This window comes from Chromobacterium aquaticum, from assembly GCF_021129195.1.
In the GTDB taxonomy this organism is placed as follows: Bacteria; Pseudomonadota; Gammaproteobacteria; order Burkholderiales; family Chromobacteriaceae; genus Chromobacterium; species Chromobacterium aquaticum.
In genome coordinates this window covers 1-12,050 of record NZ_JAJOHW010000142.1, presented here as the reverse complement: position 1 = coordinate 12,050, position 12,050 = coordinate 1, and the positions used below count along the sequence as shown (strand labels likewise).

Below are 12,050 nucleotides of genomic sequence, written 5' to 3'. Positions count from 1 at the left end.
CGCCGGTCCCCGCCAGCGCCGTCAGCGGCCAGCACGCGCCTGCCAGCGCGCAGCCCACCGCCGCTCGTTTCATGGTGTTCATCATCGGAAATCCAAGCGAAAGTCTATTTGTTCGAGTTGAGAATGTTATACGTAATGAGAATCATTATCAATATATTGCCGCAGCGCAAAGACCAGGGTCAAGGCCGGGCCGGCGCGACGAACCAGGCGTAATCGCCCTGGCGCGCGTCCAGCTTCATGCCCTCCTCCGCCAAGATCAGCACCCGCAGCGGCGCTTGCGGCTGCAAGTCGCGCACATGCAGTGGCACGCCGATGTCGGCGGCGGCATGGTAAGCGCCAGCAATCAGCAAGGCCGGCGCCGGCGCGGCCAGCAGCCGTTCCGCCATGCGTCGGTCCCGCGCCTGCTGCACCGCCAGCATCGAAGCCAGATGTTCGGCCTTGACCTCCCCGCCGTGCTCCTCGCGGATCAATTCGCTCAGCTTGGCACGCACTTCCGGCCGCGTGGACGCCTGGCCCGGCAATTGCACCTGGCTGCGGTACACCGCCTGCATCTCGTTTCTATCCAGATTGGCCGCCAGCAAGGGGTAAGGCGCGCGCAGCAAATGCTCGGCCAGCTTGCCGTACAGCGGCCACGGCCAGCCCGGCTGCCAGTCCACCGCCTGCGCCAGCGCCTCGCCGGACCAGGATTGGCCGGCGCGCAGCCCGGCCTGCGCCTGTTCCACCTTGGCCTGCTGCGACGGGGTCAGCATCTCCAGCAGCACGCTGCCCTGCGGCCGCCGCGCCGCCAGCTCCGTCGCCAGCCAACGCTCGATGCGGTGGTGCTCGCGGTTATCGTGCTTCTCCCCCACCAATAGCCGCGGCGTGTCCGCCAATTGCCGCAGCAGTTGCGCCGGCGGCAGCGTCGCGCCGCTGCGCAGGTCCACGATGCGGCCGGGCGGATCGCCGGCCGGCTCGGTTTCCGGCGCCAGCGCGGCACAGCCGCTCAATAGCGCGATAAGCAGCAGTTTCCAGATCGACTTCATAGCGATTTCCTCTCGCAACGGCGCGCTTCAGGCGCAAAAACCAGCATTCTAATTAATAATGATTCTTATTATCAATAGTGGCGACTGTAATGCCATGCTGATACAATAGCCGCTGTTTGCAATTTCCCCTTGAAACTAGACGACCGGTCTAGTAGACTTCAGCCCATGTCACGACCCAAGCAGTTTTCAGACACCCGCGAACACCTGCTCGCCACCGGCGAAGCCATCATCCTCGGCAAGAGCTTCTCCGCCGTGGGACTGGCGGAAATCCTCGGCACCGCCGGCGTGCCCAAGGGTTCGTTCTACCATTACTTCCGCAGCAAGGAAGGCTATGGAGTGGAGCTGCTGCGCCGTTACTTCGAGAAATACGACGGCAGACTGGTGCAGTTTCTGTCCAAGGACGCCGGCAGCGCGCGCGATTGCCTACTGCATTATTTCGACGGCTGGCTGGAAACCCATCGCTGCGACGAGCCGCAACGCTGTTGTCTGGCGGTGAAGCTGGCCGCCGAGGTGTCCGACTTGTCCGAGCCGATGCGCGAAGCGCTGGCCGAGGGCATGAGCTTCGTGGTGCGCAACCTGGCCGCCTGCATCCGCCGCGGCCAGCAGGAAGGCTCGCTGCTGCCGGACCTGCTGCCGGACGAAACCGCCAGCGCGCTGTACAGCTTGTGGGTGGGCAGCGCGCTGCTGTTCAAGACCCAACATTCGCGCGCCCCGCTGCTGGCGGCGATGGCGCACACGCAACAGATTTTGCGCGCTCCGTAAACAAGACGGAACAGCGCCGAGCACACCCCGCTCCCCGGAGCGGGTTATTTTGAAGCAACAACTAGACGACTGGTCTACTTTAAGGAACACCGAGCATGAACTCGACACTGCAACTGATGCGGGAACACCGCAGCGTGCGCAGCTACCAGGACAAGCCCATCCCGACCGAGGTGCTGGACGCGGTGCTGGACGCCGCCTGGAAAAGCCCCACCTCCATCAATGGCCAGCAAGTATCGCTGGTGGTGGTACAGGACCTGGAGCGTCGCCGGAAAATCGCCGAGATCGCCGGCGGCCAGCCGTGGATCGCCCAGGCGCCAGTCTTCGTCGCCATCGTCCCGGACTTTTACAAGACCCGCATCGGCGTGGAAAAGGCCGGCGACGAGCAAGTGATACACAATAGCGTGGAAGCCTTCGCCGTCGGCGCGGTGGACGCCGGCATCGCGCTGGGCAACATCATGACCGCGGCTCGCTCCGCCGGCCTCAGCGTGGTGCCCATCGGCGGCATCCGCCGCGACCCGCAGGCCATGGTGGAACTGCTGGAGCTGCCGGAACTGACTTTCCCGCTGGTGGGCGTGGTGCTGGGCTACGCCGATCAGGACAGCACGATCAAGCCACGGCTGCCGCGCGCCAGCTTCGTGCACCGCGAGCGCTACCAGGCGGCGGAACTGCCGGCTATGATCGCGCAATACGATGCCGACATCATGGACTACTGGCAGACCATCCAGCGCACCGACGGCCAGCCTTGGTCGGCCAACACCGCGCAGTACTACCGCCAGGTGTATTTCCCGCAGGTCGCGCCGGTGGCGCGCAAACAGGGTTTCGGCTTCGATCAGTGATCGCGCCCGCCCGTTTTATTCGCAATGAGCCAAGGAAACCGCAATGCAAGCTGACAAACTGTTCACCCCGCTGCGCGTAGGCGCCGTGACCCTGAAAAACCGCGTGGCGATGGCGCCGCTGACCCGGCTGCGCAACACCGAACCGGGCGACGTGCCCACCGCGCTGGCGGAAACCTATTACGCCCAGCGCGCCGGCGCCGGCCTGATCGTGGCCGAAGGCACCCACATCTCCCCCACCGCCAAGGGTTATGCCGGCGCGCCCGGCATCTACAGCGAGGCGCAAGTGGAAGCCTGGAGCAAGGTCAACGCCGCGGTGCACGCCAAGGGCGGCCTGACCGCGCTGCAACTGTGGCACACCGGCCGCATTTCTCACCGTTCCTTGCAGCCGGACGGCGAAGCGCCGGTGGCGCCGTCGGCGATCCAGGCGGACAGCCGCACCAATATCCGCGCCGCCGACGGCAGCCTGGTGCGCGAGCAGTGCGACACCCCGCGCGCGCTGGAAGTATCCGAGCTGGCCGACATCCTGGAAGACTACCGCCGCGCCACCGACAACGCGCGCCGCGCCGGCTTCGACCTGGTGGAAATCCATGGCGCCCACGGCTATCTGCTGGACCAGTTCCTGTCGCCGCAGGCCAATGTCCGCACCGATGCATACGGCGGCAGCGTGGCCAATCGCGCGCGCTTCCTGCTGGAAGTGGTGGACGCGGTGGTGGCGGAATGGGACGCCGAGCACGTGGGCATCCGCATCTCGCCGCTGGGCGTCTTCAACGGCATCAGCAATACCGATCAGCTGGAGATGGCGCTCTATCTGGCCGAGGAGCTGGCCAAGCGCAAATTGGCCTTCCTGCACATCTCGGAACCGGACTGGGCCGGCGGCCCGGTGCTGGACGAGAGCTTCCGCCAGGCGCTGCGCCAGCGTTATCCGGGCGTGATCATAGGCGCCGGCGCCTATACCGCGGAAAAAGCGGAAACCCTGATCCGCCAAGGCTATATCGACGCCGCCGCCTTCGGCCGCAGCTATATCGCCAACCCGGACCTGGCCGAGCGCCTGCAAAGCGGCGCGCCGCTGAACCCGCCGGACCCGGCGACCTTCTACGGCGGCGACGCTCACGGTTATACCGACTACCCGGCGCTGAACAGCTAAGCTCACCGCCAGGCACGCGGCGCGTCTCCCCACGGGAACGCGCCGCTTTTTCATCGCCGCATCCATCCGGGCTTGCCGGCAGGCTATTTGCCGCCCAGCGCCGATACCGGCCGCGTAAGCGAGCATTGACGGGCGTTTGCGCCCAGACTGCGCCTTGACCGGTCCATCGCCGGCTGTGCACAATCGCTGCCGTGCCGTTCCTCGCGGCACCGGACTTGGCCGTCCGACAAACTACACTGCGATCACGCGCTTGACCTTTGCGCCGGGATCGCTGCACTCGTGCGCGCTCACAATGGCGGGCCGGGTGGGGACACCCTCGCGGGTGTGCCGGAGTCGTGTAGTCCGGTCGGCCAACCCTGTTCGGTCTGCCACCTCTGCTTGGCCGCGGAGGTGGCGATGAAAAACCGCTACACGGAGGAGATCATGTCGATCACAACCCCATCCCGCCGCCATTACCGCCCGGACCCGGACCCCGTGCCCCGCGCGGAGCTGCCCTTCGCCGCCAGCGCGCCCAACCGCCGCGGCTTCCATTGCTGGCAAGTGCCGCCCACGGACGACCGCCACGCCGCGCGCCTGCTGGGCCGCGAGTTCGCCGGACATTTCATCAAGTATCTGCAGGACAACCCCGGTTGCGGAGCCCATACCCTGCTGGGCCAGATCGCCGCCGACATCGACTTCAGCGACGACAGCGCCGCCAGCGGTTATTGGGAAGGCTTCTTCAACACCCTGGGGCAAGTGCTGACGATGACCACCTCGCTGCTGGACGTGTTCGACTACATCGACCGCCTCAACGCCCAGGAAGCCGCCCGCGCGCGGCAGCGCAAGGCCGCGGCCTCGGTTTGATCGCCGCGGCGCGCATGAAAAAAGGAAGCCCGCGGGCTTCCTTTTTTGATCCTGCTTCCGGCTGGCGGAATCAGTTGCGGCCGCAGCAGGCCTTGTACTTCTTGCCGCTGCCGCACGGGCAGGCATCGTTGCGGCCCACTTTGTCGCCTTCGCGGCGCACGGTGCTGGGCGCCTGCGCCTTGGCGCGCCAGTAGGTGTGAACCGCGCCCAGCGCTTCCAGCAGCTCTTCCTTGTAGCCTTCCACTTCCTCGTCGCTGAAGGTCAGCAGGTCTTCGCCGTCTTCCTGCTCGAAAGCGCCGCCCAACACCAGCATCGGCATCATCAGGCTTTCGAAGCCCTCGTCCTCGTCGGCCACTTCGAACCAATCGGTGTCCACCACGTCCAGCGCGTAGAGGAAGGCGTTGGCCCACGGCCAGTAATCCGGCTCGTCGCTGTCGCTGTCGTCTTCCGCGTACAGGATCAGGTCCAGCTCATCGCCGGCCGCCAGCGCGGCGGCGGTGGCGTCGTACAGCTTCTGCAGCAGGGTTTTCAGTTCCGCCGCGTCGTCCGCGTTCTCGAAGGCCGGCGCGTCGCCCAGCACTTCCTCCAGCCAGAAATCGGCGTCCACCGCGTCCGGACCGCACGCCAGCGCGGCGAAAAAGCCCTGCACTTCGTCCGGGCGCATGGTGCTGCCGCTGGCGGACAAGGGGGTCAGCAGGTTTTCCAGACGCAGCAGATCGGCGTCGTTGAATACGGTAGTCATGATGGATTCCTCAGCTTAAAGATCAGTCTGGCGGCATTGTAAGCCAAAAAGCCCCGGCGAGCCGGGGCTTTTGCGCCCATTGTTTGAGACGGGTCAGGCGGTTTTGCCGTCCGCCAGCCCCAGCTTCTGCTTCATTTTCTCGCGCATCACGAACTTCTGGATCTTGCCGGTGATGGTCATCGGGAAACTATCGACGAATTCGATGTAGCGCGGAATCTTGTAATGCGCGATCTGCCCCTGGCAAAAAGCACGGATATCGTCGGCATCGGCGCTTTCGCCGTCGCGCAGCCGGATCCACGCGCACAACTCCTCGCCGAAGCGCTCGTCCGGCACCCCGATCACCTGCACGTCCTGAATCTTGGGGTGGCGGTAGAGAAACTCCTCCACCTCGCGCGGATAGATGTTCTCGCCACCGCGGATCACCATGTCCTTGACCCGGCCGACGATGTTGACATAGCCGTCCGCGTCCATCTCCGCCAGATCGCCGGTGCGCATCCAGCCGGCGGCGTCTATCGCCTCCGCGGTCTTGGCCGGGTCGCCCCAATAGCCCGGCATCACCGAATAACCGCGCGTGCACAACTCGCCGCTCTGACCGCGCGGCACGATGCGGCCTTCCACGTCCACGATCTTCACTTCCACATGCGGATGAATGCGCCCCACCGTGGCCACGCGCTTGTCCAGCGGCGTGTCGGTGGCGCTCTGGAAGCTCAGCGGGCTGGTTTCGGTCATGCCGTAGCCTATGGTCACCTGGCTCATATTGAGCTGACTGGTCACCCGCTTCATCACCTCGATCGGACACGGGCTGCCCGCCATGATGCCGGTGCGCAGCGTGGACACGTCATAATCGGAGAAGTCCGGCCGGTCCAGCACCGAGATGAACATCGTCGGCACCCCGTGCAGGCCGGTGCAGCCCTCCTCCTGCACTGTGCGCAACACCTCCTGCGCGTCGAAGCTCTCCGCCGGAAACACCATGGTCGCGCCGTGGCTCAGGCACAGCAAGGTGCCCAGCACCATGCCGAAGCAATGGTAGAGCGGCACCGGGATGCACAGCCGGTCGTCCGGACCGAAGGCCATCGCCGCGCCGGCGAAGTATGCGTTGTTCAGGATGTTGTGATGGCTGAGGGTGGCGCCCTTGGGGCTGCCGGTGGTGCCGGAGGTGAACTGGATATTGATCACGTCGTCGAACTGCAGCGTCTCGCCCAGGCTTTGCAGGCCCTGCTTTTCCTCGGCCGACGGCGCGGCCATCAGATCGGCGAAATTGAGCATGCCCGGCGTGCGCTGCTGCCCCAGACGAATGACGATTTCCAGCTGCGGCATGGCCGCGGACTTGAGCCGGCCCGGCTCGCTGGCGGCCAGCTCCGGCAGCAGATCGGCCGCCATCGCCAGGTAATCGCTGCTCTTGAAACTAGGCGACAGGATCAATGCGCGGCAACCCACCTTGCTCAGCGCGTACTCCAGCTCGGAGCGGCGATAGGCCGGGTTGATATTGACCATGATCAGGCCGGCCTTGGCGGTGGCGAACTGGGTCAACACCCATTCCGCGTTGTTCTGCGACCAGATGCCGATGCGGTCGCCGGGCTTGAGCCCCAGCCGGATCAGCCCACAAGCCAGCCGCTCCACCTGTTCCTGCAATTCCTCGTAACTCCAGCGTATCTGCTGGTGGCGCACCACCAGCGCTTCACGGCGGGCGTGCTCGCGGCAGGTCTGGTCGAATAACTGGCCTATGGTCTGGCCGATCAAGGGCTGCGGGCTGGCGCCGTGGACATAGCTGGGCAAGGTCATCGAATCTCTCTCTCCTGGTGGACGGTACGCATTGCTGTTGTTTTTTTCATTCATCCCACAAGTTGACGATTACGTAAACGTAAATCATGCTAGGGCTGAGAACGCGTTAAAAAAAAGCTACAATCGCCGCTTGCCCTGGAACACACCATGACCGAACCCGAATTCTTCAGCATCTCCGACCTGGCGCGCGATTTCGACGTCACCCTGCGCACCATCCGCTTCTACGAGGAACAGGGCCTGATAGAACCGCAGCGCGACGGCCGCCAGCGGGTGTTCAACCGCCGCGACCGCGCCCGGCTCAAGCTGATCCTGCGCGGCAAGCGCATCGGCCTGTCGCTGTCCGACATCCGCGAAATCCTGGACCTGTACGAACAGGCCCACGACGAGGCCAGCCAGTCGCAAAAACTGCTGGACCTGGTGCTGGAACGCCGCCGCCTGCTGGAAGAACAGCGCCGCGACATCGACGCCGTACTGGAAGAAATCACCCGCCTGGAAAACCACTGCCGCACGGTGCTGGCGCAGCCGCCGGCCGCGCGCAGCGCCTGAGAACCTGTTTACGATCTGCTGCGCGTCGTGAGACGTCACACGGTGAGTACGGTTTCGAAATGCTCATGTACCACGCGTACATTCCGCTTTCTCAGCCACAACACCTTGTCTCGCCTTAGCTCGCGAGATCGTAAACACGTTCCGATCGCGGCGAACCGGCTCAAAGTCCCGCCTGCGCGAATGCGGCGGACATTGAGCTGGCTCTCAAAACCAGCTCACGATCAAGCAGGCCATCAAGCCCAAACCATCACCTCGGCCACCGGCCGACGCGGCTTCTGCGGCCAATTGCCGGCCGCCGCCCGCCCCACCGTCACCAGCATCACCGGCAACTCGTCCGCGCCCAGGCCAAACTCCCGCGCCACTGCGGCCGCGTCGAAACCACCCATCGCGCAACTGCCCAGGCCGCGCGCCTCCGCCGCCAGCAGCAAGACCATCGTCGCCAATGAGGCGGAACGGATCGCCTCGTCGCGCTGCGCGCGCGCGTCGTCCCGGTGGGCGTTCTCCGCCGCGCGCTGCCAACTGTCGCTGACCTCCGGCGGCAGAATGCCGGCGTCCACCGCCGGCCGCAGCGACGCCTCCAGCCCGCGATGCGCGTTCAGCGTGCCACAGCAGATGAAGGTCACCGCCGCGTCCGCCACTTTTTGCTGGCCGTAGCTGGCCGCCTGCAAACGGCGCTTGGCCTCGGCGCTGCGCACCGCGACGAACTTCCAGTTCTGCAAATGGTAGGCCGACGGCGCGCGGGTGGCGGCGTTCAGCAATTGCTCGATCTCCGCGTCCGCCAACACATGGGAGGGATCGAAGTGATTGGCCGACACACGCTGCTCCAGCAGGGTTTGCAAAGCGCTCTTCATGAACAGACTCCTTATTTGATTGCTGCTGATTGATTCCATTACCGCTCAAGACCGCGCGCGCGCCGCGCCGGTCATGATCTGCTTCTCCGCCGGCGGCGGCGCGGCCATGCTGCGCTGCACCGCCAGCACGCTGGCCAGCACCGTGGCCAGGCCCGTCAGCTGCAGCGGCCCCAAGGCCTGCCCCAGCAACAGCCAGCCCAACAGCACCGCCGTCAGCGGGCTGAGCAGGCCCAGCGAGGACACCGCCACCGGCGACAGCCGCGCCAGCCCGCGAAACCACAATAAATAGGCCAGCAAGGCGCCGAACAGGCAGAGATAGCCGTAACCCAGCCACTGCGTCGCGCCCAGCGCCGGCAAGGCCGGGTCCAGCGCCCAGGCCAGCGGCGCCAGCATCAGCCCGCCCAGGGCCAGTTGCCAGCCGGTCAAGGCGGCGAGCGGCGCGCTCGGCCGCCAGCGCCGGGTCAGATAAGTGCCGCTGGCCATCGCCACCGCGCCGCCCAGCGCCGCCAACATGCCGACGCCGTCCCAGACCGCGCCCGGCGACAACAGCAAGGCCGCCATGCCCGCCACCCCGGCGATGCCGGCCCAGGCGGCCACTCGCGCCGGGCGGCGGCCGTCCAGCCCCCAGGCCAGGCCCATCACCAGCAGCGGCTGGGTGGCGCCCAGCACCGCGGCCAGGCCGCCCGGCAAGCGATAGGCGGCCACGAACAACAGCGCCTGGAACACGCCGATGTTCAAGGCGGACAAGACCAGCAGACGGCCCCACTCGCCGCGCCGCGGCAAGTGGCGGCTGGCCAGGATCAACAACAAGCCGGCCGGCAACACCCGCAGCAAGGCGGCGGTGAACGGCCGGTCCGGCGGCAGCAGCTGGGTGGTGACGATATAGGTGGAGCCCCAGATCGCCGGAGCCAGCGCGGTCAACAACACATCGCTCCAACGGGAGGCCATCAGGCGCGCAGACATGGGCATTCCTTTCGCAATCGCTTATAATCGCATCGAAAACTGACTTGAATTCAAGATAATATTACCTCGAATTCAAGACAAATAAAATCTTGAATTCAAGATAAAGGAATGCGCATGACGCAACAGAACGCCGGCGACGCCGTGGACGCCATCCTGGCGCAATGGCACCGGGAACGGCCGGACCTGGACGTGGCGCCGATGGGCCTGATCGGCCGGCTGCGCCGCTGCTCCGTGCTGCTGCAGCACAGGCTGGACGCCACTTTCGAGCAATTCGGGCTCAGCGGCTGGGAGTTCGACGTGCTGGCCACGCTCAGACGCGCCGGCGCGCCGCACAGCCTGGCGCCCACCGCGCTGTTCTCCTCGCTGATGATCAGCTCCGGCACCATGACCCACCGGCTGAAAGTGCTGGAAAGCAAGGGCTGGATCGAACGCGCCGCCTGCGCCGAGGACGCGCGCAGCACCCTGGTGCGCTTGACCGAGAGCGGCCTGGAGCTGATAGACCGCGCCGTCACCGCCCACGTGGCCAACGAGCACGCCATCCTGTCCGGCCTCAACCAGCGCAGCCAGGACGCGCTGGACCGCAAGCTGGCGGAGTTGCTGGCGGCCTTGGAGCCTCCAGCGTCATGACGCCCGCCTAATCTGCGCCCGCCTGCGGCCAAAGCGCGCCGCATGGCTTAAAATCAGGGCTTGAGGCCGGCCCCAGCGGGCGCGGCCGCCCCACTCCCGATGCCATGATAGAAAACCAAGCCATGCTGCTGGCGGTGTTCGAACGGGCGGCGCTGATGTTGATGGCGCTGTTCTTCCTCACCCGCACCCGCCCGTTTCAACACCTGCTGCGCAAACAGGACCACAGCCCGGCCGAACTGGCGGCGGTGTCGCTGCTGTTCTGCCTGTTCGCCGTGTTCAGCACCTATACCGGCATTCCGGTGGACGGCTCCCTGGTCAATGTGCGCATCATCGCCATCCTGTCCGGCGGCATCCTGTTCGGCCCCTGGGTGGGGATACCAGCCGGCATCGTCTCCGGCCTGCACCGCTACCTGATAGACATCAACGGCTACACCTCGCTGCCCTGCCTGATCTCCAGCGTCTGCGCCGGCCTGCTGGCCACCTGGATACACTGCCGCGCCGACCGGGGGCGGCTGTGGCTGTACGGCATCCTGGCCGGCATGCTATGCGAGGGGCTGACCATGGGCCTGATCCTGCTCTTGACCGAGCCGGCGGTGGGCGTGCCCATCGTCAGCCACATCGCCTTCCCGATGATTGTCGGCACCGTCTGCGTCGGCCTGATCATCAAGCTGGTGCAAGACCTGAACGACGAAAAAGAACTGCTGGCCGCGCGTCAGGCCAAGCTGGCGCTGACCATCGCCAACCGCACCCTGCCCTATTTCCAGAACCTGGACCGCGACGCCATGGTCCAGGTCTGCACCGTGATCCGCGACCAGCTGGACGCCGACGCGGTGGCCATCACCAACACCTCGGACGTGCTGGCCTATGTCGGCCTGGGCAAGGACTACTACGAGATGGACGAGCACTCCGCCATCGGCGCCATCACCCGCCAGGCCATCGCCGGCGACCAGATCATCATCGAGAACAATCTGCAGCAATACCACCTGGCGGACTTCCACTCCGTCATCATCATCCCGCTGCGCGAAAAGGCCGGCGTCAGCGGCACGCTGAAAATCTTCTACCGCAAGAGCCACGGCATCAGCACGCCGCTGCGCGAAGTGGCGGTGGGTCTGTCCCAACTGATCTCCACCCAGATGGAAGTGTCGCGGGTCAAACAGCTGGAAGAAATGGCGCGCAAGGCGGAATTCAGCGCGCTGCAAAGCAAGATCAACCCGCACTTCCTGTTCAACGCCCTGAACGCCATCTCCTCGCTGATCCGCATCCAGCCGCAGCAGGCGCGCCAACTGATCGCCAACCTGGCGGACTACCTGCGCTACAACCTGTCGCTGGGCGACCGGCTGATCGACATCCAGGAAGAACTGCAGCAAGTGCGCGACTACGTGGCGATAGAACAAGCGCGCTTCGGCGCCAAGCTGACGGTGGACTTCGACATCGACGACGTGCACGTGCGCATCCCCAGCCTGCTGTTGCAGCCGCTGGTGGAAAACGCCATCCTGCACGGCATCCAGCCGCGCAAGGAGCCGGGCCGGGTCAGCATCGCGGTCAAGCGCGACGGCGCCAAGGTGCATGTCTGCGTGCGCGACACCGGCTACGGCGTCAGCCAGGAAGTGCTGGACGGCGTGGCCGCCGGCACGCTGTCCAGCCGCAGCATCGGCCTGAGCAACGTCAACCAGCGGCTCAAGCTGCTATACGGCGAGGGCTTGCGGCTGACCCGGCTGGAGCCCGGCACCGCCGTTTGTTTCGACCTGCCCGCCGCCGAGGAGCCGACATGCTGAAAGCCCTGATCGTGGAAGACGAATACCTGGCGCGCGAAGAGCTGGCCTATTTGATCCGCGAGCACAGCCGCATCGACATCGTCGCCAGCGTGGAAGACGGGCTGGAAGCGTTCAAATTCCTGCAGGAACACGAAGTGGACGTGGTGTTCCTGGACAT

At 65.5% G+C, this 12,050-nt stretch carries 12 protein-coding genes; 7 read left to right on the top strand and 5 right to left on the bottom strand.

The window, feature by feature from the left end:
- Positions 1 to 179 precede the first annotated feature (179 nt).
- Positions 180 to 1,022 (bottom strand): ChaN family lipoprotein, encoded by an 843-nt coding sequence (locus LQT98_RS20040; protein ID WP_231464621.1) that lies wholly within the window; start codon positions 1,020 to 1,022, stop codon positions 180 to 182.
- A gap of 165 nt (positions 1,023 to 1,187) precedes the next feature.
- Here LQT98_RS20040 and LQT98_RS20035 point away from each other — a divergent pair, with 165 nt between their 5' ends.
- The 4 genes from LQT98_RS20035 to LQT98_RS20020 all read left to right on the top strand — a co-directional run bounded on the left by LQT98_RS20035 (position 1,188) and on the right by LQT98_RS20020 (position 4,607).
- The gene (locus LQT98_RS20035) at positions 1,188 to 1,784 is read left to right on the top strand and encodes a TetR/AcrR family transcriptional regulator (RefSeq protein ID WP_231464619.1); all 597 of its coding nucleotides are present in this window, start codon (positions 1,188 to 1,190) and stop codon (positions 1,782 to 1,784) included.
- A 95-nt stretch (positions 1,785 to 1,879) separates the two neighbouring features.
- On the top strand, positions 1,880 to 2,620 hold the full coding sequence (locus tag LQT98_RS20030) for an NADPH-dependent oxidoreductase (RefSeq protein ID WP_231464616.1): 741 nt from the start codon (positions 1,880 to 1,882) through the stop codon (positions 2,618 to 2,620).
- Between the two features lie 43 nt (positions 2,621 to 2,663).
- The gene (gene nemA / locus LQT98_RS20025; RefSeq protein ID WP_231464613.1) at positions 2,664 to 3,764 is read left to right on the top strand and encodes an N-ethylmaleimide reductase; all 1,101 of its coding nucleotides are present in this window, start codon (positions 2,664 to 2,666) and stop codon (positions 3,762 to 3,764) included.
- Between the two features lie 423 nt (positions 3,765 to 4,187).
- On the top strand, positions 4,188 to 4,607 hold the full coding sequence (locus LQT98_RS20020; RefSeq protein WP_231464612.1) for a hypothetical protein: 420 nt from the start codon (positions 4,188 to 4,190) through the stop codon (positions 4,605 to 4,607).
- Between the two features lie 70 nt (positions 4,608 to 4,677).
- On the opposite strand, the gene LQT98_RS20015 is transcribed toward LQT98_RS20020, so the two are convergent.
- Both LQT98_RS20015 and LQT98_RS20010 read right to left on the bottom strand, forming a co-directional pair.
- Positions 4,678 to 5,349, bottom strand: a complete 672-nt coding sequence (locus LQT98_RS20015) for a UPF0149 family protein (RefSeq protein ID WP_048410442.1) — start codon at positions 5,347 to 5,349, stop codon at positions 4,678 to 4,680.
- A gap of 93 nt (positions 5,350 to 5,442) precedes the next feature.
- The gene (locus LQT98_RS20010; protein WP_231464609.1) at positions 5,443 to 7,131 is read right to left on the bottom strand and encodes an AMP-binding protein; all 1,689 of its coding nucleotides are present in this window, start codon (positions 7,129 to 7,131) and stop codon (positions 5,443 to 5,445) included.
- 147 nt (positions 7,132 to 7,278) lie between these two features.
- On the opposite strand from LQT98_RS20010, the gene LQT98_RS20005 reads away from it, so the two are divergent.
- Positions 7,279 to 7,677, top strand: a complete 399-nt coding sequence (locus LQT98_RS20005) for a MerR family transcriptional regulator (protein ID WP_231464606.1) — start codon at positions 7,279 to 7,281, stop codon at positions 7,675 to 7,677.
- A 233-nt stretch (positions 7,678 to 7,910) separates the two neighbouring features.
- Here the strand turns inward: LQT98_RS20005 and LQT98_RS20000 are convergent, their stop codons facing one another.
- Positions 7,911 to 8,528: a nitroreductase family protein gene (locus LQT98_RS20000; RefSeq protein ID WP_231464603.1), complete on the bottom strand. Its 618-nt coding sequence runs from the start codon at positions 8,526 to 8,528 to the stop codon at positions 7,911 to 7,913.
- 45 nt (positions 8,529 to 8,573) lie between these two features.
- The gene (locus LQT98_RS19995) at positions 8,574 to 9,476 is read right to left on the bottom strand and encodes an EamA family transporter (RefSeq protein ID WP_231464624.1); all 903 of its coding nucleotides are present in this window, start codon (positions 9,474 to 9,476) and stop codon (positions 8,574 to 8,576) included.
- A gap of 129 nt (positions 9,477 to 9,605) precedes the next feature.
- Here LQT98_RS19995 and LQT98_RS19990 point away from each other — a divergent pair, with 129 nt between their 5' ends.
- Together LQT98_RS19990 and LQT98_RS19985 are read left to right on the top strand one after the other, a co-directional pair.
- On the top strand, positions 9,606 to 10,118 hold the full coding sequence (locus LQT98_RS19990) for a MarR family winged helix-turn-helix transcriptional regulator (protein ID WP_231464600.1): 513 nt from the start codon (positions 9,606 to 9,608) through the stop codon (positions 10,116 to 10,118).
- Positions 10,119 to 10,222: 104 nt separating this feature from the next.
- Positions 10,223 to 11,893: a sensor histidine kinase gene (locus tag LQT98_RS19985; protein WP_199225893.1), complete on the top strand. Its 1,671-nt coding sequence runs from the start codon at positions 10,223 to 10,225 to the stop codon at positions 11,891 to 11,893.
- Positions 11,894 to 12,050: the final 157 nt, after the last annotated feature.